Here is a 20779-nt window from a genome sequence, read left to right on the forward strand (position 1 = left end):
GACCGAGTGCCATAAAAAGCCTCTCTGTACAAAACTCCCAAGTGAACCTCTTAAACTCACGTCCGAGTTTCCTCGGAAAGATCGTTCCGCCTACGCCCTGTTTCGCCCGAACATCTAATTCGATCTGCCTGTTTCGTACGGACCGCCTCGGAAGGCACGTCCTGTCGCCCCATACGTACTACACGACGGCAGATTCGGAAATACGGGCTCGAATGGGCTCCGTCGGAACGACCTTTCCGGGGATTTGAGCTTTCAGATGTATCCTAAAAAAACACGTTCGACTCTCTGAACTTGGACCACCCTGTCAGCACTGCCTCCCAGGCATCCTCCTCGGAAGAACAATTTCCCGATGCCAGTGACCTGTAGAGCTCCACCATACACCGCTTGACCTGAGGTCCCTCTCCGACCAGATCTCCGATCCTTGAGCCGTCCGGAACGATTCCGGCCTCGGAAGCCCGGGCAACGTGATCGATAGCATCGTCCAGCCTTGAACGCCCCTCTCTCCATCTTCCTACGTCGACACCGCACCCCTGCGCCCAAGCGTAGGAAAGTTCGAACAACTTCAAGATGATGTCGTCACCATTATCGAGTATCATCTCACCCATGTCTCTCAAAGACGAATCGGGATCGACGGAGCGGAAACGGGCCAACCTTTCCGCCTCCCTGCGGATCGATCTGGATACACCCCAGGAGATCCATCTCTTCGAGGGGGTTTCCCGATCATCCCGGGAGAGTCCAGCCAAGACCGCCAGAGCCATCTCCAGAGGCAGGACCTCACCTCTGGACTCGGCCAGCACGGAGAAAACCGACAAAGCCAGACCGTGATCCAGAGAAGGCATCAAAAGCCGTACAAGTCCGACATCCATCATAGTCGAAAGATATTTAACAGGACGAACCAGACCGACGACCATCTCCTTGCCTACCCTTGGACGAGAGAGGGCCTCTATCCTATCCTGCCTGGTGGCGACGAAATTCCTGACCGCCTTCAATGAATCCACAGAGGGAGTCAAACCCAGAGAGGAAGCTAAACGACACATCCTCAAAGCCCTTATTGGGTCCTCCGCCAGACGTTCGGACGGATCTCCGACGAAACGGAGGACCATGGACCTGAGATCCTCCATGCCATCGAAGGGATCCACCAGGGTTCCATCCTCCGTCAATGCCATGGCGTTGACGGTAAAATCCCTGACCGAAAGATCCTTTTCTATTGATCCCCCTTGAAGAGGGCAGACCTCCATAACGAATTCGTCACAGGACGTAATGCAGACCTGCATCCCCTCAGGTCCTATCACCGCCCCTCCGCATATAGCGGCGATCTCCTCCATAGGGAGATCCACCACCAGATCTAGATCGCCTGGGGCCAGACCCAAGGCAGCATCCCTTACCGCTCCACCAACGAGCCAGACCGACAGACCTCTTCCCCCGAAGGGACCTAAAAAACGGGAGTTATCCTCCACGATAGCACCTCCCCTCATAGACGATGTTAGTTTAAACGATAAAAAAACAGGGCCCAACCGTTAAGTCGGGCCCTGCGTTATCCTCGGGGACTTCTACCGCCTAAGCGGCCTGGTCCCCTCGGGCGTCTTGATGAGTATAGCCCAGGGGATTTCGTTACCTCTGGCCTCAACGAACTTGCCCTCGGGCATACGCCAGTGAGGTACACCTGAAATAGAAACTAATTTGGCGTCCATCGCAACATCCCTCCCTTTCTTTTTGGATTTTTCCCTTTTTCATACCGGTCCGTCGAGGGGGAGGAGACGAACCGCAAAGGGGACAGGAGCAAAAAAAAGCCACTCCAACTTAGAACAAGGAGTGACTTGGATAATCTGGCTCCCCGGGCAGGACTCGAACCTGCGACCTAGTGGTTAACAGCCACCCGCTCTGCCAGCTGAGCTACCGAGGAATAGAATATTTCCGTGCTTCCTGAACAGAGGGATTATACCATATACAGACCAGAAAGCAACAGCAAGACCAAAATCCTCAGGATCATTCGGTGACCACCATGCCTATATTCCTCTCGCCGCTGGTGAACACGGAGAAAGGCCCTCGGTAGATCCTGATAGCTTTATGAGGTCCAACCTCGTAGGGAGTTTCGTCGAACCATTCCTGACGGAAGAGATTATTCTGATACCCCTCGAAAACAGGCATATAGAGAACCCCGTCCACCTCCAGATCGGAGAAGAAATGTGTGCCGTAAGAGAGTTCCGGCATATAGCCCATTTTGGGAATCCCGACCTCCACCATACAGCAACAGTTGGACAGCTCGTTGTACTGCACCGGGACACCCAAAAGCGGATTGCTCGATCCTATCCTTCCCGGGGCCACGAAGATGAACCTCTCTCCTTTGAGCCTGTCGTTAACAGCTCCCACCGCCCTGGCTATATCGTTAAAATCTCTGGCAGCCCCGTACACAGCATGATCCACGTAGACCAGGCTGGGGATGTGTCTGAAAGAACCGTTGGTGACCATCCGATCCGCCTTGAGTATTATACGTTCCCTGTCAATCGACTCCAGTGCCTCGGAGGAAACTCCGCTTCCGGCCCAAAGAGGCCTAGCCTGTATCAGCTCCAGATGTTCCTCTCTCGGTTCGTAGGCGAACTCTATATCCGCCGGAACCCCCATGGCCTCCTCCAACACAGACAAAGTCCTCCTCATCCTCTCGAAGAACTTTCTATGCCTTTTGGGAAAATCCTCGAAGGTGAAGCATATTCGACTGACGCTTCTGTCTCCCGAAGGCGTCGCGTTGGGAGAGGTGAAGTAACCACCTCCCTCGTCTCCCCTGTACATCTGTGCGTACTGACACATCTCCTCCCTGTACCAAGGGAAGATGTCGTCCCACACGTCGTTCACGTTCAATGTAGCCAGTGTATCGGGCCTCTCTCTGGAGGCCCCTTCGAAAAGTTTCCGGGATATGGCCTGGAATCTCTCCTGAGAGTGCCTGAGGATGGTGTAGGAATCTTGACCCTCCGGTCTAAGAAACGGGTTGGAGAGAGAGCAGGTCCTGGCATACTCCCTCTTGGTACTCATGGTTCCAAGACCGAAGACGAAACGGACGACACCGTCCTCCATGGTGACCCGGCTCGTCCATCTACGGTAGTTTCTGGAGAACCCGACCCCTCCTATGGTCGGGTAGTAGAGATCGCCTCTCCACCTGCCGGAAACTCGCATCACTATTATTCCCATGGAGTCGTCGCCGATTCCGTGTCTGGATCTGTAGGCCAGTGCTTTGGGGAAGTATATCCTCGAATAGACCCTTCGGATCTCCCTGCAAACCGCCCGGGTCCTGTCGTCCAGGGTCCCGAAGTTGCCCAGAAAATCGCTCAGATATTTTCCGGCAAAGGAATACTTGAGCGAGTCCTCCTGTATGCTGCTGCTCCTGACGACCACGGGATCGGTCATGTCGGCCAGGAAGGCCCTCACCCTCTCGACGACCTCCTCCGACAGAGGGTGTTCCAAAAACGCACTCTCTATGCGATCCGGTGTTCCGTTGGATATGAGCTCGTCCCTTCCAGGCAGGGATTCTACGAAATCATCGAAGACGTCGCTTCCGAGAAAAAGGGCCCTCGGCATCGTCACCGACATGAGGTCGGGCTCTCCGGTGTCCCTAAGGGCCCTTATTCCGTACAGCAAAGACCTGCCCTTTCCACCGATGGACCTGTCGCCAAGAATCATCGAGCTAAACTCGTCGTCGTGCTTGGGATCCCAGGAAAAATAACGCTCTATACGACTCTCTCTCTCCGTCATCCTACTATCCCCCTTGATAAAATCAGGACATATCGAAGACCACGCCGATCTCGTCCTCTCCGTCCAGATAGACGTCGAAAACTCCCTCATATACTCGAACGGCAGGGTGGCCTCCCGGCTCGAAGGGCCTTCCCTCGAACCAACCGCGGCTGAAAACATTCTCGTGCTCTCCCTCTATTACCGGCAGATAAAGCACCTCGTCAACGTCCAGATCCAGAAAAAAATGGGTCCCGTAGGACAGCTCCGGTATCATTCCTCTTTTCGGAATACCTACCTCGACCATACAGCCGCAGTTCGATATCTCGCTGTAGTCGACAGGAACTCCCAAGGTCGGGTTGGTGCTCCCCCACCGGCCAGGTCCTACCAGGATGTATCTCTCCCCTTCCAGTTTACTGTTCACCGCCCCTACCGCCCTGGCGACCTCGGCGAAATCGCCGGACTCCCCGTAAAGGTCGGGATCAACGTATACCAGGCGACGGATTCCCTTCCTGACGTGGTTGGTAACCATCCTGTTGCCTTTAAGCACTGTTCTCTCCTCCGGAATATCGTCGGGGATATCCACATGGCCGAACTCCATGTAAGAGGCCAAAGGTCTCAACTGCACCAAGGACAACAGGTCTTCCTCAGACTCGTAGACTGCCTCGACGTCCACAGGGAAACCCATCGCCCCCTCGAAAAAGGTCAACATTCTCCTGGTCCTGTCGAAAAAACCGTGACATCTTCGAGGCAGGTCGGTAAAGGTGAAACAGGGCATAGGCATTCTGAGGTTGGAACGATCGGTATGGAGCCAATAAAGCATGCCGTCGTCGTACCACTCCACAAAAGCCGGAGCCATCTTATGATGTCCCTCTATCTGTGAAAGCCCTTCGTTCAAAGAGCTGGTCATAAAAAGCCCTCTGTCCATATCCACGTAGTCGAACTCCTTCTGGGCGTAAAGATAGATCTGTTCGGCGTTACCCCCTTCAGGTCTAAGCTGGGGATTGGTCAGATAGAAGGTCCTTGCGAAGGAACGACCCACCGTGTGGGTCCCCATGCCAAAGCAAAGCCTAATAACCCCATCGTTTTTGTCTATCCTCGGAGATGGCCTGCGAAAGACGCAGGAAAAAGCGGTTATTGCCATCTCGGGATAAAACAGATCGCCCCTCCTCTTTCCCTGTAGAGGCTGGATCAGGACGGCCATCTTCTCCTGCCCCAGAGGAATCTTGTGCTTTCTCTGGTACTCACGGGCCGCCGGATTGTAGGTGGACGCAAAGACCGATTTGATCGCTCTTTCCAGCTCCGCCAATCGGCTGCTCCTATCTCCCAGATTGGCCACAAACCTTGTGGCGTACTTACCGGCGAAGGACAACTCTATATCGTCCTCCAGCAGGGAAGACGAACGCACAGCCAGAGGACCGGTCAGTGTATCGAGAACCCTGTCCAGCTCCCTTGATATGGTAGGAGGCAGAGGCGATTGCAATATCTTTCTCTCCAGCTCGTCGTAGGAAATCTCGTCAACCAGAGGGAAAATTCCGTTGATCTCCTCAAATTCCTCGAAACCATGGGTCCCGACGACCAAGGTAATCTCGGGCAGTCTGATCTCGCAACCAAGACCATCCTCCGATAACGATTCATGGGCAAAGGCCAGCCCCTTGCCCTTTCCGCCTACGCTTCCTCCCCCTATGATCCATCCTCTTTCTCTATAATAGGGCGAAGGATCGTAGGAACGATAGGCCTCCCTGTGGTCCATGGCGCCACCTCCTCTATAGAACTTTAGCAGAAAAGAAACACGAAAAAAAGACGACCGTCCAATCCGGAACGATCGTCTTTATAGGGCAAAGCCTAAATGCCTATTATGACCGGGAACCTCATCAGTGTCTGGGCTGGTCCATGCGGTAGTCATAGACGTACACCGTCAGGTCTTCCTTGGAACGACCGATCTCGTCGCAGGCGACGTCGGTAAGCCTCTCGGTGAGCCTAGTCCTCTCCTCCACCGATAGCCCCGGCGCGCTCATCCTTATAACCGTCATAGAGACACCTCCTCGATAGAATACGATACCGCTTCATCTCGGTAAAGAATTATAACCCCTCGTGGAGGAGATGTAAAGTCACGAAAAAAGCCTCCCGAAGGAGGCTTTTTTAACAGGGCTTATCTCTGAACGACCGATTTAAGGGCTTCCATGAGAGGATCGTAATCGGGCGAATCGGTGGCCTCGGGAACTATCTGAAGATAGCGCAACACATCTTCATCGTCCACGACCGCTACCGCTCTGGTCAGAAGGCGAAGCTCCTTGATGAGAAGCCCCCAGGATTTCCCAAAGGAAGTGTCTCTATGATCCGAAAGAACCTCGACCTTGTCCACCCCGTTGGCAGCACAGAATCGGCCGATGGCAAAGGGCAGATCCATGCTAACGTTCAGGACCACCACGTCTCCCGGAAGAGAGGTAGCCTCGTCGTTGAACCACTTGGCCTGCATATCGCAGACAGGGGTATCCAACGACGGAGTTACGGATATGACCTTGATCTTTCCGGTATAATCGGACAGACTCTTAGGCGACAGACCTTTATCGAGAACGGTGAAATCCGGGGCCTTCTCTCCGACTTTAAGCTCCGGGCCCACCAGGGTTACAGGGTTTCCCTTCATGGTGACTACGTTGTTTCTCTCCATCTCGACGGCACCTCCATAAATGAAATGATTGTCGTATTTACGTCATGTCTGGATCCTAACATAACCGACAAAAATAGTCAAGTTTATCCCGGAAGGAGAAGTTTCAGATGAACAAAGCTAAAAGAGGCTTCGTAGCCGCAGCGGCCGCCATGTCCATATGGGGGCTGCTGCCGGTCTACTGGAAGCAGATGTCAGGAGTCCCAGCCTACGAGATACTTTCCCACAGGATCATATGGTCCCTGGTAGCGGCCACTATGTTCCTCTCTATCAGAGGCAGCTGGGGCAAAGTCTCCCTTGCCTTGAGAGACCGCAAGGTCATCTCCTTGATGTCACTGAGCGGAGCTGTCATAGGCTGCAACTGGTTACTCTACATATGGGCGGTCAACAGCGGCCACGTCCTCCAGTGCAGCTTGGGATACTACATAAACCCTCTGATAAACGTCCTAACCGGATATGTGGTGTTCAAGGACAGACTGAGACCGGTACAGTGGGCCGCCATCGCTCTGGCCGGAGCGGGAGTGCTGTACCAGATAGTACTGTACGGCAAGGTTCCGTGGATAGCCCTGGGTCTGGCCTGCTCCTTCTCTCTGTACGCTTTGATCAGAAAACTGGCCGACGTCGACCCTCTGCCAGGCCTATTCCTGGAAACCGCCGTTCTGGCCTTTCCCGCCGTGGCCTTTCTGGCCTGGACTGGAATCGACGGGGGAGGAGCCTTTATGACCGAGGGGATAAGGGTCAGCCTTTTTCTGATCGGCACCGGACTTATAACCTCTATCCCGCTGCTATGGTTCGTCCAGGGGGCCAGGGACATAAGCCTGGTGACGGTTGGACTGTTGCAATATATATCTCCGACACTGCAGTTCATGCTGGGCTACTGGGTCTATGGGGAAAGCTTCAGCTCCGCCCAGATGGTAACTTTTACATCCATATGGGTGGCTCTGACCATATACACCGTGGACTCCGTCAACGACGTCATCAGAAAAAAAAGACGGACAAGGGACTAAAGCCATTTTATGGAGACCTTAGCCAGCTCTCCTCCATCTCGGTCCTCAAGGCTGTGGACCGTCAGATTATCTCCCATTCGGGAGGCCCTGGAGAACACCTCCATGTCGGAGGAAATCTCCCTTTTAAAGGCGAAAAGGATTTCCCGAGGCATCCGTGACAAAGGGTAATCCCTCGGGAGGGGCTCTACGGCCCATCCGAGATATACCGAGTTATTGACGTGACCGTTCAGATCCAACTCGGAAAACCTGGGAGTGGCGCTCCAGCACCACTCCCAGGCTCCATCACAGGAGGGCACCGACGGAATCTCGTCGGGGAAAAGCCTCTCATCCCTGCAGGGGAAGCCGTCGAGGGCCTTGGCTAGAGACAGAGCCTTCCTGGCCTGGAGATCCAACAGACACCACACGCTGGAGCCTATGCCGACCCTCTCTCCGTTTACGGAAAACTCCACGTCCCTATAGGCGAATATCCTTTTGCCCGCCCTAGGCCATGTTCTTATGGTGACGGTCTCTCCATAACGGGGATAACGGACCATGGTAAGCCGAAACTTCGTAAGAGCCCACCCTATCGACCTGGGGGACAGCTGAGGATATCCCATATCGAGAGATTCGGCGTGGTGTGAGGCCGCCTCCTGGAAGACGTTCATAATGGTCGTGGCAGTGGCGAGACCGTCGGGCCCCACCTCGTATATCCTCAACCTGAAATCCTCTAGCCAGGGGTCCATCGTCACTCGAGAAAGTCCTCTCTCTGGGGAGTGAAGGCGTCCACCGCCACCGTTCCGTCCTCCAAAACCCGGGCTCCGTGGACGGCGTTTGCCGGGATGTAGACGCTGTCGCCAGGCCCGATCTCTCTTCTGACCCCCTCGACGGAGAACAGCAACCGTCCCTTTACCATGTAGGTCACCTGCTCGTGATCGTGACTGTGATCGGGCAAAACTGCCCCTTTTTTTGGGAAAGCCGTCTCGGCCAACATCAGCTTTCCACCCCTCGCCAGGACCTTCTGGACCATATCTCCGTTGTCCAGACGAGGCCTCACTCCGCTGTAATCCACGAATAAGTCCTTCATCTCCGCCATTCCTCCAGATTCATAAGTGTAAAAACTAAAACCTAGCCACCCTGCGGTGGCAGTAAGGCACGCTTCCCGTCCTGAGATAGTAATGCTGATGAAGGGGCTCCGCAGGCCAGAACCTTGCCTCCGGCCGGACCTCCGTAACCGGCTGGAGTCCCTTATCCCTCAGCTCGTCCAGGAGTTCCTCGGCGATCTTCCTCTGTCCATCGTCGACGGCGAAAATCGCCGATCTGTACTGGTCTCCCAGATCGGGCCCCTGACCGCCTTTTTGGGTCGGATCGTGTATCTCAAGAAAATAACGAGTCAGATCACGATAGGATATCTTCTTCGGATCGAAAAGCACCTCCACCGTCTCGAGATGACCGGTCTCTCCCGAACAGACCTGTTCGTAACTCGGATAGTCGACCGTTCCTCCACAGTATCCGCAGGTACTGTGAACCACCCCGGGCAAATCCTTCATGAGGTGCTGAACTCCCCAGAAACAACCTCCAGCGAACAAACCCCTTTTAAGATCCTCCTTGGGAATAAAGGCCAAGGAGAGGGAGTTTACGCAATGTCTGACGTTCTTTACCGTCAATCTCTCACCCTGAAAGACATGGCCCAGGTGACCGGCACAGCCAGCGCAGGTTATCTCGGTACGATGTCCGTCCGGATCGGGACGTCGGATCACAGCCCCTGGTATCTCGTCGTCGAAAGAAGCCCACCCGCAAGAACAGGGGAATTTATGTTCCGAAAGATACAGAGGCCTACCGCAACGTCTACACAGGTAGACACCTCTGTCGAAAAACTCACAGTATCTACCGCTGAAGGGCGGCTCCGTACCGCGATTTACCACTACCCTTTGTTCCTCCGGCGTCAGTTCTCTATATCCCACCGTAAAGACCTCCTTTCCGGTTCTTTTCTCATGATATCATGACAGAAAAAAGATGGTAGACGGCATCATGAGGAAGAGAGGATCTCGCCGTGTTAGTCTGGGATATAGGAGGGAGGCGATAGCCTATGGCAGGATACAGGACGAGGGTGGACCCTAGAAGAATAAGACGACTTCGGGAAGGTAGCCCCGGAGAGGGGCCGGTGGTCTATTGGATGAGCAGGGACCAGAGGGTTCGAGACAACTGGGCTCTTCTATACGCCCAGGACGTGGCTCTGGCCGCGAATCGCCCCCTGGAGGTCGTGTTTTGTCTGTCCCGAGATTTCATAGGAGCCCCTATAAGACACTACGACTTTATGTTAAGAGGACTGACGGAAACCGCCAAAGAACTGTCGAAACTGAACGTCTCCTTCAAAATCCCCCTAGGGGAGCCTAAGGAAAAACTGCCGCTATATGCGAAAAAGAGAGATCCCGCCGTCCTGGTAACCGACTTCTCACCTCTTCGACACCAAAAAGGCTGGATCGAATCGGTCTACGAGTACTTATCCTGTCCCATCGACCAGGTGGACGGCCATAACGTCGTACCGGCCTGGGAGACATCGGACAAAAGAGAGTACGCCGCCAGGACGATAAGGCCCAAGCTACACAGAAAATTCCAGGAGTTTCTCACTGCCTTCCCGGAGATGAAAAAGCTTCCCTACGAAGATCGAGAGACCGACAGGGTCCCCTCTACAGAAGAGCTTAGGCTGGACGGCTCGGTCCTTCCCGTAGAGGGAGAGATTCCGGGATCAGCGGCAGGGGAGATGCGGCTCAGATCCTTTATAGCCCGAGGGCTTTCCGGCTACGACAGAGACAGAAACGATCCCAACCTCGACGGAACCTCAAGACTATCCCCCTACATCCACTTCGGACAGATCTCGGCACAGACCGTCGTCAGGGAGGCGTTCCTGGCCGACCTTCCCGGAAGCGACGCATTCGTAGAGGAGGCCATGGTCAGGAGGGAGCTGGCGGAGAATTTCTGTCTCTACGAACCACTGTACGACAGATACGAAGCCCTGCCTGAATGGGGCAGGAAGGCGTTGGACCACCATAGATCGGACAAAAGGCCCTGGCTATACGGGCTTTCCGAGCTCGAGGAGGCAGGCACCCACGACGAGCTGTGGAACGCCGCTCAGTTATCGCTGCGAAGAAAAGGGAGAATACACGGATATCTGAGGATGTACTGGGGAAAGATGTTACTGTTGTGGTCTCCATCGCCGGAGGAGGCTTTCTCGAGGGCACTGTATCTGAACGACAGATACGCCCTGGACGGTCGAGATCCAAACGGATACACCGGAGTGGCCTGGTGTATAGGTGGACTACACGACAGGCCGTGGCCGAAAAGGCCGGTGTTCGGATCCGTCAGATCCATGGCTCTATCCGGCTGCGCCAGAAAATTCGACGTCAAGAGATATATCGCATCTTTCGTGCCGTGAGAGCCTACGTAATCACGGCACGAAAGGAGTCCATCCGTCGGATGGGGAGAAAAGCTGTCGGATCTCCCCTTCCCATGGAAAGGGAAGAACCACTATCGTCCGGCTACGATCCTTCACTACCCTGAAGCAGCACCTTTCCTGCTCCTCCGATAGAGAGATAGTTCCATGGATCACAGAGGGCTCGAAGCCATCTAGAACCAGTTCCTCCGTGGAGTCCTTGACAATTCGTCCCACCATTATGCCTATATCCATGACCTTGCCACGGAGACAACACCTCATCGCCTCTAACCTAGGAGCCAGAAAAGCCCCCACCAAGGACATCAGCTCCAGACGGTCGTCACCGATCGACCTCGGGTCCTCCACCGTCAGCTTCAGGGCTCCGTGCAACGTTCCGCCGGACCTAAGAGGAACCCATACGGCCATATCGGAAAAGATAACCGATTCGTCCGGACGAATCTTTCCCGATATCTCGGCCAAGCCCTCGACGCCGCATATCATATCGGCTTTTTCGACATCCAGAGCCAGAGGAAGGGTGGAACTAAGCGATTTCTTCAATACGTCTACAGAACGGATCTGTTGTATCTCTCCGGCAAGATCTCTCAGAAAATCCCTGGCCCGAATCTGCCTGTCCAGCAGGTCCCTCTGCATGGACACCTCTCCGAACAGGCGGCATCTACGGATCGCCACGGCACAACTGGCAGCCAACGTCTCAAGCCCGTCCATATCTCCGTATCTGCTTCCGGTGACGGAGGAGGAAACGGCTATAAAGCCCACGAAAGTACTACCGTACCTCAGGGGGAAGACCAAGTCCATCGATCTCTCATCGCAATATAGTTCGTCGTCGAAGGAAAGGCCGTGACCCCGAAGGATTTCGACCGCTTGATCCACCGGCAGCACATCCGGAAGTGTCTCCAGGATCAGAGGCTCTTCACGATAAGCCAGGATGTGTCTGGCGACCTTAACCACACCATCCGCCCTGTCACCCCATTTTATGTACCCAGGAACGGATTTATCGTACACGACCACAAAACAGCGAGAACTCTGGGTCATCTCTCCAAATATATCCAGAACTCTGGAGAGAAGTTCATCCTCCGTGTCGTTTTCCATAAGAGAGATTACGGCCCTATGAAGCCCTCTCAGTGCGAACTCTCTCCGGGACAACTCCTTCACACGAGAAGTACCTTCCTCTCTAAGGCGATTCATGGCCATGGCCTTAACGGTAACCCCTCCGATTAGTTCAAGAACATCGGAGACCTCGCCAGAACGAAGGCTGCCCCATTTTACGAGATAAAAGAAGCGATCCGAACCGGAGATAATCGGAAGAATCACGGAATAGAGCTCTCCAAGACGATCGAGGTTATCCGACCCAACGGCAAAGCGATGGGACTCGTCAATAGGTACAGGGACGGGAGATAGATATTCTTTAGAGAAGATGCCCCCTCTGTCCAATAACGGGCACTCGTCTCCGGCCAGAAGGAGAAGGATTTTTCCATCGTCCTGCAACAGGGAAATCCTTTTGGGGCAGAAACTCTCCCTCATCACGTCCACCAGAAAAGTGGCGAGGAACTCCGGAGGGAAAGGCTCGAAGATGGATGGGAGAGCACTCTTGACCGCATAAAGAAGATAGGAAAGGGAGGCCATGTTCTTCTCTATGCCGTCGATAGAACGGTGTCTATCCCATATCCGCACTAAACCGTCGGCTCCCTTGAGGAGACGGAGGGTCTCTTCGTCCGGAACTTCCGGCAACATAACGGCTACGACCCAAGGAGAACCTCCGAGAAGCACGATACGGCTCCAATCCTCCTCCAAGGCCGAATCCATTGCTCCATCGATCTCAAGAACCGTTACCCCCTGATCGGATCTTTGGGCTAAAAGCCTTCGGACATGATCCATCCCGCCATACAGGATAGCTCCGCTGGAAGCTATGCCAACCCCGTCCACCAGAGAGAGATCGTCGCCGTCGGGCTGAAGAATCGCCATACGACCAACTCTATCTCCGAGAAATTTCACCAAAAGCTCCAGCACGCCCCCCCCAAGGAGAAAAGCGGCCTGCTCGTAAAGAGAACAAAGTGTCATCGGTTCAACTCCTAGAGACAACCCGTACCTCCTGAGAGTCGGGGTCGTAATACATGGTCATCCACCTAGCACCGTCCTCCACTCTGCAGGGAACGTTCTTCAATCTCACCGGGATATCCCCATTAGCATTTCCTATAAGGCTGAAGGTGGCATCGCCCTTTAAATTCATGAGAGTCTCTTTGAAAGCGTGAAGCTTGTTGGCTCGAAGTGCCTGCGTTTCCTCCAAATCCATAAATTCAGAGAGGTGAGCCTTGGCCTTTCTATAAAGTCCCTTTTGAGATAAGGTCCTTATCATGCTTGAAAGAGCTATCATCTCGTCGTTGGCCTCTGCACTCTCCTCCTGGAGCTTTCTATATTGATCGAACAGGGTAACTCTGGACATACCGCTTATAAATATGGCTGTATCGTCTTTTTTAAAGACCTTCACTGACCTGACGTTCACGTAGGCCGAGGCCTCTATCCTGGAGGCCATTACAACTCCGTTTCGACCCTCCACGAAAACTCCGCTCTTGGCAAAGATCTTGGACCGGAGAATATATTCGTTGACCTTCAGCTGAGAACAGTGGACCTCTGCCTCCTGAACGAACTTAGCCCATACATTTCCCTCTGCCTTCACCGCTCCGTAGCCCTTACCGGCTATGCCGTAAAGGACGGAAACCGAGCCTCCGCTTTTTACCGAAGCCCTTTCCACACAACCCTGTATCTCCACGTCTCCCCCCGCTCTGAGACTGTAACCATCCTGGACGTCTCCCTTGACCAATACGGGACCATCGTAATCAACGTTCCCCGTCTCCGGCCCCAGGTTGCCGGATATGACGAGTAAGGGCTCTATCGACATCTTGTCGCCCTTCCATATCACCTGACCGTCCACCGACGCTACCAAGGAGTTGCCGTCCATCTCGATGCCTTTCCCGAAAGAAATTCGAACACCCTTGACCTTCTTCCCCGGGATAGGCTCACCTGTGACGGTCATACCGTCCTCCGAGGGGATCGGATCGTGACGAATCGCCAGCACCTCTCCTTTATGAGCCTGAACGACCAAATCAAGAGAGTAGAAGTCTACCTGACCGGAATCATCCGTTCGAGGCGCTCCGGAAGGCCTTTCCTTCATGTACTCTATCCAGCCGTCCTTTCCGTGAGACGGAGGGGTTCCAAGAGCGATCAAGGCATCCAAGACGGCGTTTCCCTCGGAGCTCATCAAAACCAACCTCTTCATCTCCTCAAGATCGATTCCATGGACGACCCCCTTGGATGCCAACAGGGATTCCAACATCTCGAGATCGTCGAAACCGGGCGGCAAGGAGACCAGACAACGGGCTCCTCCGTCCATTATCTTGATGCTTGGTCCGGATATATCTTCCAAATCCTTGACACGGCCGATCTCGCCCGAACCTCCTGACATCGCTATCTCTCGAACACGATCTAGATCCACATCCTTGGGATCTACGTATTTATTGAGGGTTCCCAAGAGATCCAGCACCGCCATGGGGGGCCTGTAGACCTCCATGGAAAGAATTGCCCCACGCCTGGACAGCGAGAAGACTTCCGTTCTTTCCAAAACGAGATTCTCTTCCATGACAGTTCCTCCAGTATTTTAAAGTTTCTCCTTGTTACAACGAGACGCCCCTTACAGCATAGTTATAATAGTCCGAAAAAGATCCATTCAATACTACCATAAAGACCGCTTTCTTAAGGGGAATAGACATGAAAAAAGGGCTTGAAGGCCCCATTTACTTGAGCCTCAAGCCCTAAAAGTCAGATATAAAGGCTATCTATACATTTTTTAGCCAAAGCTATCAGACTGGATATCATTCCATCTTCTGAGAGCCCAGAAGCGCCATAGGCCAAAGGAAGTTCCGTACAGGCCGCTACCATCGGGAGATCATTTATGGAACGAAGTTCTTCCACTACCGATGATATTATCTCGCCGGAAAAAGGCAGATCTCCGACTTTAACCGAATGAATGCCCTTCATTATATCGGTCGACACCTCTTCAGGAGGCAGCAAAAGTCTGTAACCTATTTTATGCGCCTCTTTTTGATATAGACCGCTTTTCAGGGTTCCTTCTGTCGAGAGAAGCCAAGCTCCGGATGGACTGTTTGCTACGGCAAGCTCCAAGGTAGACTCCACTATATGAATAAAGGGAACCGACAGTTCCTCTCGAAATCCGTCTATGAAGAAATGAGCTGTATTGCAAGGCACGGCCAACAGATCGGCTCCCCAATCGATCAGGGTCTCCAGCCCGTCTCTAAGATCTGCCTCGGGGCTCCTCCCTTTACCGATGATGGCGGAACTACGGTCGGGAATCTGAGGATTGGAGTATAAGAATACCTTAGGGTGCTCTTGATCGCATCTAGCGGGAGCAAGATCGGTCAACAACCTCATGAACTCGGCGGAAGCAGCTGGCCCCATGCCTCCCAAAACCCCTAAAACCATCTCGGGAGCTTTAGCTTTTTCCATCTCGGGAAACCTCCAGATAAATCAGAATGTCTAAAAACCGAGATCTATTATACGCCTACGATGAACAAAAAAATGACCCCTGACGAATCAAGGGTCATTCTATGATTTCTGGCTCCCCGGGCAGGACTCGAACCTGCGACCTAGTGGTTAACAGCCACCCGCTCTGCCAGCTGAGCTACCGAGGAATAAAGTGGAGGCGGCACCCGGATTCGAACCGGGGATAAAGGATTTGCAGTCCTCTGCCTTACCACTTGGCTATGCCGCCTTCATGGAGCGGAAGACGGGATTTGAACCCGCGACCCCAACCTTGGCAAGGTTGTGCTCTACCCCTGAGCTACTTCCGCACAAATACAGATGGTGGCGAGACCCAGAATTGAACTGGGGACACGCGGATTTTCAGTCCGCTGCTCTACCAACTGAGCTATCTCGCCACTAAAATGGCGGGGCCGACGAGACTTGAACTCGCGACCTCCGGCGTGACAGGCCGGCACTCTAACCAACTGAGCTACGACCCCGCATGGTCGTGAAAAAATGGTGGGCGGTACAGGGTTCGAACCTGTGACCCTCTGCGTGTAAGGCAGATGCTCTTCCGCTGAGCTAACCGCCCAACGGCCTCAGCGAACCAACGCAAGAGGTAGTATATATTGGGAAGCCGATATTGTCAACAGACTCTATCCAAAAAGGACAGCGCGTTTTCCGACCGCACCATCTTTAGCCTTTCCTCGGATAATCCGGTCTTTGAGAGCAGTGCATCGTATCTGCGATAGGATAATATGGGCCAATCGGAACCATAGAGTATTTTATGTCCCACCCCGGCAGCGAAAGCAGCGGAAAGCACTTTTTCATCGTAGAGCCAAGGCCAGGCGGCGGTGTCGTATCTGGCGTTTTTCAACGCCTCCTTCATCTCCGGCATGGACTCGTAGAGCCACACCCCCCCGCCCCAATGGGCAAATATGACCTTGGCCTCCGGATGATTGATGCAAAACTGGGCGGCCTCTTTGGGCCCGACGTTTCCCTTACCGTCGTAGTCGTGACCGACGGGCTCGGCGGTATGTATCGATATAACCATATTTCTCTCGTGGCAGGCTCCTACGAGTCTCCATGTCTGTCTGATATCGTCCAGATCCAGCATCTGTCCCTGGGGGAAAAGCTCACCGACTCCGACCAATCCGGCATCGTGACATCTCTCTATCTCGACCTCCGCCTCGGAATCCAGGGGAGGGATCACCGCAAATCCCTTCAGGCGATCAGGCCATCTTTTGACAGCTTCGACGATGTAATCGTTGCACAACCGGCATAAACCCATATCCCTGAAGGCAAATCCGAATATCCAGCTCTGGTCCACTCCGGTCTCGTCCATACTGACGATTAGATCGTCCACGGTTCCCCACTTATGCACTTTATTATGGGTCAGAAGATCAAAGTGAGGTTCCTTCTCGGAAATCCTTTCCTGATCCTTTAAAAGGACTTCGGGGTAAACGTGAACGTGAGCATCCACTACCATCGGCTCATCTCCTCTCTTAAAAAAACGATACCATTATAATCTCACTCCTCGAAGGAGAACATAAAAAAAGCCCCGGGAAAGACACCGGGACTTTTCGACAAACCCATCTACCAGAGGGTTTAGAAAACTATATTCAGGAGGAACAGGAAGCGGCAAGAGGCAGATGAGCCTTATCGCAACTCATACCGCCCTTGAGAGAACAACAGTCGAAGCCAAGGAGCTTCAAAAGAGCGACCGTCTGACCGGCAGTCTGACCGGTGTAACATACCACGATTATCTTCTCGTCCTTAGGCAGATCGTCCAGATAGTCTCCGACCTCGACCCAGGGAATGTTTATCGCTCCGTCTATATGATCCTCAGCGTAATCCTCGGGCTTTCTAATGTCCAATATATAGAGAGGACATTTCTTCTCGATCTGCTCCTGAAGCTGATCGCAACTGATGATATTGTTACATCCCTTCTTAAGATCGGCCCAGAAAGCGTCAACCGCTGCTCTTATTTCCTGCATAAAAAAGCCTCCTTCGACTTCGTTCAAAAGATAACGAATCTCTCTATCAAGAGGTATATCATGAAAACAAAGTGCGGTCAATCACTAGAAATGAGATAGTGACTATAAAAAAAAGGACATCGTCAAAAGACGACATCCTTTTAAGTTATAGAGATGGTCCTGTTTAGGCCAGCTCGACAGTAGCTCCGACTTCCTCAAGCTGCTTCTTGACGGTCTCGGCCTCGTCCTTGGCAACGCCCTCTTTGATGGCTTTTCCAGGGTTGTCGACGAGCTCCTTGGCCTCTTTAAGTCCAAGACCGGTGATCTCACGAACGACCTTGATGACCTTGATCTTCTGGGAACCGGCCTCTTTAAGGACGACGTTGAACTCGGTCTTCTCCTCCTCGGCAGCCACGGCGGCACCGGCGGCGGGAGCAGCCATCATCATGGCAGGAGCAGCAGCTGATACGCCGAACTTATCCTCAAGTTCCTTTACGAGCTCGGAGAGCTCAAGAACGGACATTTCCTCAATAGCCTTTATGATATCCTCACGGGTCATTTGTTTTTCCTCCTCAGAATTCTAACGGGGAAGCTTCCCCTTATTTTAATTAAGCCGCTAGGCGACTGAATTTAAGCTGCGTCGGATCCTTTCTTCTCCGCAAGCTGGGAGAGACAGGTAACCAATCCACGAGACGGGCCGGAAAGCACTGTGACCAGTCCTCTGATAGGACCTGCCAGAGTACCGACAAGCTGGGCGAGCATCTGATCCCTGGAAGGAAGATCGGCCAGAGCCATGACCTGATCCAGACTCAGAACGTCGCTTCCCATAAGACCTCCCTTGATGACCATAGCCTTGTTTTCCTTCTTGGAGGCAAACTCCTTCATGGCCTTGGCAACTGCCGGGCTGTTTTCATGGGCGATTACATAAGCGTTGGGGCCGACTGTGATATCCTCCGGAACAGCCATACCGACCTCTCCGAGAGCGAGTCTGACCAAGGTATTCTTGGCGACCTTCACCTCTCCGCTGGCTTCCCTGACGAGACGTCTGAACTCCGTCGCCTGAGCGACGGTAAGACCACGATACTCGCAGACAAACACGGCTTCGGCACCTTCGAGCTTCTTCTTGAGCTCCGATACCATTTCAAACTTTATAGATGCGGGCATATTTTCACCTCCTCAAAAAAAGATAGGCTTCCGATCCACCGAGGACCGGAAGCCTAGATTCCATGATCTAAGAGACATGAAAAACGCTCCGAACCTCGGTGGGTGGTACACGACCATTATCCTCTGACGAGGACCCACTGTCTTAAGTTCCATCGATTAGCGATTATACTCCCACATTGGTGGGATGTCTAATTTTTAGTCGGAAATCTCCTTCTGAGCAGCGGAGGGATCCACCTTTATGCCGAGCCCCATGGTGGAGGTGAGGGAAAAACTCTTGACATAGGTTCCCTTAACCGCAGCCGGCCTGGCCTTCAGTATAGCGCTGTAAAAGGCCTTGAGATTGGCGAAAAGATCTTCCTTGGAAAAACTGGCCTTTCCTACGACGTTATGGACGATTCCAAACTTATCCACTCTGAATTCGACCTTACCGGCCTTGATCTCTTTAACTGCGTTTACGATATCGGTGGTCACGGTTCCGGCCTTGGCACTGGGCATAAGCCCTCTGGGTCCGAGGATCTTACCGAGACGACCGATAAACTTCATCGCGTCCGGCGTGGCGACTACGGACTCGAAATCCAGCCAGCCACCCTGGATCTTCTGGACCATGTCCTCTCCGCCGACGAAGTCCGCGCCAGCCTGCTTGGCTTCCTCCCCCATATCCCCGGTGGTTATAACCAGTACCCGCTTGGTCTTGCCGGTACCGCGAGGAAGGGCCACGGTGCTACGCACCTGCTGATCGGCATGACGGGGATCGACGCCGAGACGAAGATGAACCTCGATGCTCTCGTCAAACTTAGCTTTAGCGTTTTCCTTTACAAGTTCGATCGCTTCCTCCAGGCTGTAAGCCCTCTGGAGATCGACCTTCTTTGCCATTTCAGCGTATCTTTTTCCTTGCTTAGACATCGACATATCCTCCTTGTTTGTGGTCGTAGCGGGACAGGCTTTAGATCCCTGCCACAGGGAAAAACAGGTTAGTCTACTACCTGAATCCCCATAGAACGAGCGGTCCCTGCGATCATACACATAGCAGCATCCACATCGTTCGCGTTGAGATCCTGCTTCTTTATCTCGGCGATCTCCTGAAGCTGGGCCTTGGTGATGGTTCCAACCTTGTTCTTGTTAGGCTCGCCGGACCCCTTTGCCACTCCTACAAGCTTCTTGATCAGAACGCTTGCAGGCGGCGTCTTGAGCTCGAAGGAGAAACTGCGGTCGGCGTAGACCGTTATGATAGCGGGGATGATCATCCCTGGCTGATCGCTGGTCTTTGCGTTGAACTGCTTGCAGAACTCCATTATGTTGACGCCATGCTGACCAAGGGCAGGACCTACGGGCGGCGCCGGGGTCGCCTTGCCCGCGGGCAACTGCAACTTGATCTGTCCTATGACTTTCTTAGCCATACGATAAAACTCCTCTCGTTGATGGTTGAAGCTGATGTCTATATCAGCCGATACAGGCTAAAGCTTATCGATCTCGATGTAGTCGATCTCGACAAGTGTGTCTCTTCCAAATACGGAGACGCTGAACTTGACCTTCCCCTTTTCCGGTAGAACCTCGATGATAGGTCCTACCGCTCCCTCGAAGGGCCCCGACTTGACCTTGATAACGTCACCTTTTTTCAGGTCCATCTCGAAGACGGGACGGTTGTTCTTCTTGGAACCGGAGAGACCGATCTTGCTCATGATATCGTCCACCTCTCTATCGGAGAGGGGAATCGGGTGGTTACCCGAACCTACGAAACCGGTAACTCCGGGGGTATGCCTCACGACATACCAAGGCTGGTCCTCCATGACCATCTCTACGAGTACGTAGCTAGGGAAAAGTTTTTTAGTCACCTTTTTGGACTTACCGTCCTTGACGACCACTTTCTCCTCTACGGGGACCAAGACATCGAAGATTTTATCCTCCATGCCCATTGTGGCGATCCTCTGCTCGAGGTTAGCCTTAACCTTGTTTTCGTATCCCGCATAGGTCTGAACAATATACCATTTTTTTTGATTAGTGGTCGCCATGATAAAAAAAGGGACCCGACATCTTCGGCCCCCTTAAACCTCCCTGTTCTTAGATACTGGAGACTTCCACTGGATCACCATATGGAAGGCTATCCAATAACCCTCGAAAAAATACCGGTCAATGCCATATCGACGATCCCGAGGTAGACAGCTACGAGTAGGGTCACAAATATGACGACCAGGGTGGAATACCAAACCTGCTGCTTACCGGGCCAAGTTACCTTTTTGAGCTCTGCTCTGGCCTCTCGAATAAAACCGAAGACTTTCTGCAT

General features: G+C 53.2%; 22 protein-coding genes and 7 tRNA genes. 2 read left to right on the top strand and 27 right to left on the bottom strand.

Annotated features, from left to right (window positions below; genetic code table 11):
• Nucleotides 1-263: 263 nt before the first annotated feature.
• The 7 genes from DPEP_RS02175 to tpx form a co-directional block, all read right to left on the bottom strand.
• Nucleotides 264-1457, bottom strand: coding sequence for a tRNA nucleotidyltransferase/poly(A) polymerase family protein (locus DPEP_RS02175; RefSeq protein ID WP_005659190.1), 1194 nt, complete (start codon nt 1455-1457; stop codon nt 264-266).
• 93 nt (nt 1458-1550) lie between these two features.
• Nucleotides 1551-1691: a hypothetical protein gene (locus DPEP_RS13190; RefSeq protein ID WP_005659192.1), complete on the bottom strand. Its 141-nt coding sequence runs from the start codon at nt 1689-1691 to the stop codon at nt 1551-1553.
• A 136-nt stretch (nt 1692-1827) separates the two neighbouring features.
• Nucleotides 1828-1903 (bottom strand) — tRNA-Asn (locus DPEP_RS02180).
• Nucleotides 1904-1986: 83 nt separating this feature from the next.
• Complete coding sequence (locus tag DPEP_RS02185) at nt 1987-3744, bottom strand: PEP/pyruvate-binding domain-containing protein (RefSeq protein ID WP_005659193.1); 1758 nt, start codon at nt 3742-3744, stop codon at nt 1987-1989.
• A 22-nt stretch (nt 3745-3766) separates the two neighbouring features.
• Complete coding sequence (locus DPEP_RS02190) at nt 3767-5473, bottom strand: PEP/pyruvate-binding domain-containing protein (RefSeq protein ID WP_005659195.1); 1707 nt, start codon at nt 5471-5473, stop codon at nt 3767-3769.
• 121 nt (nt 5474-5594) lie between these two features.
• A complete protein-coding gene (locus DPEP_RS13195; RefSeq protein ID WP_005659196.1) occupies nt 5595-5753 on the bottom strand; it encodes a tautomerase family protein in 159 nt (52 codons plus the stop codon).
• 119 nt (nt 5754-5872) lie between these two features.
• Nucleotides 5873-6391, bottom strand: coding sequence for a thiol peroxidase (gene tpx / locus DPEP_RS02195; RefSeq protein WP_005659197.1), 519 nt, complete (start codon nt 6389-6391; stop codon nt 5873-5875).
• Between the two features lie 107 nt (nt 6392-6498).
• Between tpx and rarD the strand changes: the two genes are divergently transcribed.
• Nucleotides 6499-7395: an EamA family transporter RarD gene (gene rarD / locus DPEP_RS02200; protein ID WP_005659199.1), complete on the top strand. Its 897-nt coding sequence runs from the start codon at nt 6499-6501 to the stop codon at nt 7393-7395.
• On the opposite strand, the gene DPEP_RS02205 is transcribed toward rarD, so the two are convergent.
• The 3 genes from DPEP_RS02205 to DPEP_RS02215 are packed head-to-tail and all read right to left on the bottom strand — an operon-like array spanning nt 7392 to nt 9335.
• Nucleotides 7392-8117, bottom strand: a complete 726-nt coding sequence (locus DPEP_RS02205) for an acyl-[acyl-carrier-protein] thioesterase (RefSeq protein ID WP_241760488.1) — start codon at nt 8115-8117, stop codon at nt 7392-7394. The two genes, rarD and DPEP_RS02205, sit on opposite strands and share 4 nt — an antisense overlap.
• 2 nt (nt 8118-8119) lie before the next feature.
• Nucleotides 8120-8458: a cupin domain-containing protein gene (locus tag DPEP_RS02210; protein WP_005659202.1), complete on the bottom strand. Its 339-nt coding sequence runs from the start codon at nt 8456-8458 to the stop codon at nt 8120-8122.
• A 34-nt stretch (nt 8459-8492) separates the two neighbouring features.
• The gene (locus tag DPEP_RS02215; protein WP_005659204.1) at nt 8493-9335 is read right to left on the bottom strand and encodes a bifunctional methionine sulfoxide reductase B/A protein; all 843 of its coding nucleotides are present in this window, start codon (nt 9333-9335) and stop codon (nt 8493-8495) included.
• A gap of 125 nt (nt 9336-9460) precedes the next feature.
• Here DPEP_RS02215 and phrB point away from each other — a divergent pair, with 125 nt between their 5' ends.
• Nucleotides 9461-10807, top strand: coding sequence for a deoxyribodipyrimidine photo-lyase (gene phrB, locus DPEP_RS02220; RefSeq protein WP_005659205.1), 1347 nt, complete (start codon nt 9461-9463; stop codon nt 10805-10807).
• Between the two features lie 12 nt (nt 10808-10819).
• Here phrB and DPEP_RS02225 read toward each other — a convergent pair whose 3' ends face one another.
• The 17 genes from DPEP_RS02225 to secE form a co-directional block, all read right to left on the bottom strand.
• A complete protein-coding gene (locus tag DPEP_RS02225) occupies nt 10820-12883 on the bottom strand; it encodes a GAF domain-containing protein (protein ID WP_005659206.1) in 2064 nt (687 codons plus the stop codon).
• A gap of 4 nt (nt 12884-12887) precedes the next feature.
• Entirely contained in the window at nt 12888-14459 is a 1572-nt protein-coding gene (locus tag DPEP_RS02230) for a DUF342 domain-containing protein (RefSeq protein ID WP_005659208.1), read from the bottom strand.
• Between the two features lie 179 nt (nt 14460-14638).
• A complete protein-coding gene (locus DPEP_RS02235; RefSeq protein WP_005659209.1) occupies nt 14639-15343 on the bottom strand; it encodes an aspartate/glutamate racemase family protein in 705 nt (234 codons plus the stop codon).
• Nucleotides 15344-15452: 109 nt separating this feature from the next.
• Nucleotides 15453-15528: transfer RNA gene (locus DPEP_RS02240), tRNA-Asn, on the bottom strand.
• A gap of 6 nt (nt 15529-15534) precedes the next feature.
• Nucleotides 15535-15608 (bottom strand) — tRNA-Cys (locus tag DPEP_RS02245).
• 4 nt (nt 15609-15612) lie between these two features.
• A tRNA-Gly gene (locus DPEP_RS02250) sits at nt 15613-15687 on the bottom strand.
• Between the two features lie 11 nt (nt 15688-15698).
• Nucleotides 15699-15774, bottom strand: a tRNA-Phe gene (locus DPEP_RS02255).
• Nucleotides 15775-15781: 7 nt separating this feature from the next.
• Nucleotides 15782-15858 (bottom strand) — tRNA-Asp (locus DPEP_RS02260).
• A 17-nt stretch (nt 15859-15875) separates the two neighbouring features.
• A tRNA-Val gene (locus DPEP_RS02265) sits at nt 15876-15950 on the bottom strand.
• Nucleotides 15951-16004: 54 nt separating this feature from the next.
• Nucleotides 16005-16847: an amidohydrolase family protein gene (locus DPEP_RS02270; protein WP_005659210.1), complete on the bottom strand. Its 843-nt coding sequence runs from the start codon at nt 16845-16847 to the stop codon at nt 16005-16007.
• 133 nt (nt 16848-16980) lie between these two features.
• A complete protein-coding gene (locus tag DPEP_RS02275) occupies nt 16981-17355 on the bottom strand; it encodes a rhodanese-like domain-containing protein (protein WP_005659211.1) in 375 nt (124 codons plus the stop codon).
• 163 nt (nt 17356-17518) lie between these two features.
• A complete protein-coding gene (gene rplL, locus DPEP_RS02280) occupies nt 17519-17893 on the bottom strand; it encodes a 50S ribosomal protein L7/L12 (protein WP_005659212.1) in 375 nt (124 codons plus the stop codon).
• A 71-nt stretch (nt 17894-17964) separates the two neighbouring features.
• Nucleotides 17965-18498, bottom strand: a complete 534-nt coding sequence (gene rplJ, locus DPEP_RS02285; RefSeq protein ID WP_005659214.1) for a 50S ribosomal protein L10 — start codon at nt 18496-18498, stop codon at nt 17965-17967.
• A gap of 195 nt (nt 18499-18693) precedes the next feature.
• Nucleotides 18694-19401: a 50S ribosomal protein L1 gene (gene rplA / locus DPEP_RS02290; protein WP_005659216.1), complete on the bottom strand. Its 708-nt coding sequence runs from the start codon at nt 19399-19401 to the stop codon at nt 18694-18696.
• A gap of 68 nt (nt 19402-19469) precedes the next feature.
• Nucleotides 19470-19895, bottom strand: a complete 426-nt coding sequence (gene rplK, locus DPEP_RS02295) for a 50S ribosomal protein L11 (RefSeq protein WP_005659218.1) — start codon at nt 19893-19895, stop codon at nt 19470-19472.
• Between the two features lie 57 nt (nt 19896-19952).
• Nucleotides 19953-20507 carry a transcription termination/antitermination protein NusG gene (gene nusG / locus DPEP_RS02300; RefSeq protein WP_005659220.1) on the bottom strand — a complete coding sequence of 185 codons (555 nt, stop codon included), beginning with the start codon at nt 20505-20507 and terminating at the stop codon, nt 19953-19955.
• Nucleotides 20508-20596: 89 nt separating this feature from the next.
• A complete protein-coding gene (gene secE / locus DPEP_RS02305) occupies nt 20597-20779 on the bottom strand; it encodes a preprotein translocase subunit SecE (RefSeq protein ID WP_005659221.1) in 183 nt (60 codons plus the stop codon).

The organism is Dethiosulfovibrio peptidovorans DSM 11002 (assembly GCF_000172975.1).
Taxonomy (GTDB): Bacteria; Synergistota; Synergistia; order Synergistales; family Dethiosulfovibrionaceae; genus Dethiosulfovibrio; species Dethiosulfovibrio peptidovorans.

Coding starts and splice junctions, on each gene's coding strand:
- rplL (WP_005659212.1), bottom strand. CDS start 17,893: ATGACCCGTGAGGATATCATAAAGGCTATTGAGGAAATGTCCGTTCTT.
- phrB (WP_005659205.1), top strand. CDS start 9,461: ATGGCAGGATACAGGACGAGGGTGGACCCTAGAAGAATAAGACGACTT.
- rplJ (WP_005659214.1), bottom strand. CDS start 18,498: ATGCCCGCATCTATAAAGTTTGAAATGGTATCGGAGCTCAAGAAGAAG.
- DPEP_RS02275 (WP_005659211.1), bottom strand. CDS start 17,355: ATGCAGGAAATAAGAGCAGCGGTTGACGCTTTCTGGGCCGATCTTAAG.
- DPEP_RS02205 (WP_241760488.1), bottom strand. CDS start 8,117: ATGGACCCCTGGCTAGAGGATTTCAGGTTGAGGATATACGAGGTGGGG.
- DPEP_RS13190 (WP_005659192.1), bottom strand. CDS start 1,691: ATGGACGCCAAATTAGTTTCTATTTCAGGTGTACCTCACTGGCGTATG.
- rplA (WP_005659216.1), bottom strand. CDS start 19,401: ATGTCTAAGCAAGGAAAAAGATACGCTGAAATGGCAAAGAAGGTCGAT.
- rarD (WP_005659199.1), top strand. CDS start 6,499: ATGAACAAAGCTAAAAGAGGCTTCGTAGCCGCAGCGGCCGCCATGTCC.
- DPEP_RS02210 (WP_005659202.1), bottom strand. CDS start 8,458: ATGAAGGACTTATTCGTGGATTACAGCGGAGTGAGGCCTCGTCTGGAC.
- DPEP_RS13195 (WP_005659196.1), bottom strand. CDS start 5,753: ATGACGGTTATAAGGATGAGCGCGCCGGGGCTATCGGTGGAGGAGAGG.
- secE (WP_005659221.1), bottom strand. CDS start 20,779: ATGCAGAAAGTCTTCGGTTTTATTCGAGAGGCCAGAGCAGAGCTCAAA.
- DPEP_RS02190 (WP_005659195.1), bottom strand. CDS start 5,473: ATGGACCACAGGGAGGCCTATCGTTCCTACGATCCTTCGCCCTATTAT.
- rplK (WP_005659218.1), bottom strand. CDS start 19,895: ATGGCTAAGAAAGTCATAGGACAGATCAAGTTGCAGTTGCCCGCGGGC.
- DPEP_RS02270 (WP_005659210.1), bottom strand. CDS start 16,847: ATGGTAGTGGATGCTCACGTTCACGTTTACCCCGAAGTCCTTTTAAAG.
- DPEP_RS02235 (WP_005659209.1), bottom strand. CDS start 15,343: ATGGAAAAAGCTAAAGCTCCCGAGATGGTTTTAGGGGTTTTGGGAGGC.
- tpx (WP_005659197.1), bottom strand. CDS start 6,391: ATGGAGAGAAACAACGTAGTCACCATGAAGGGAAACCCTGTAACCCTG.
- DPEP_RS02225 (WP_005659206.1), bottom strand. CDS start 12,883: ATGACACTTTGTTCTCTTTACGAGCAGGCCGCTTTTCTCCTTGGGGGG.
- DPEP_RS02185 (WP_005659193.1), bottom strand. CDS start 3,744: ATGACGGAGAGAGAGAGTCGTATAGAGCGTTATTTTTCCTGGGATCCC.
- nusG (WP_005659220.1), bottom strand. CDS start 20,507: ATGGCGACCACTAATCAAAAAAAATGGTATATTGTTCAGACCTATGCG.
- DPEP_RS02230 (WP_005659208.1), bottom strand. CDS start 14,459: ATGGAAGAGAATCTCGTTTTGGAAAGAACGGAAGTCTTCTCGCTGTCC.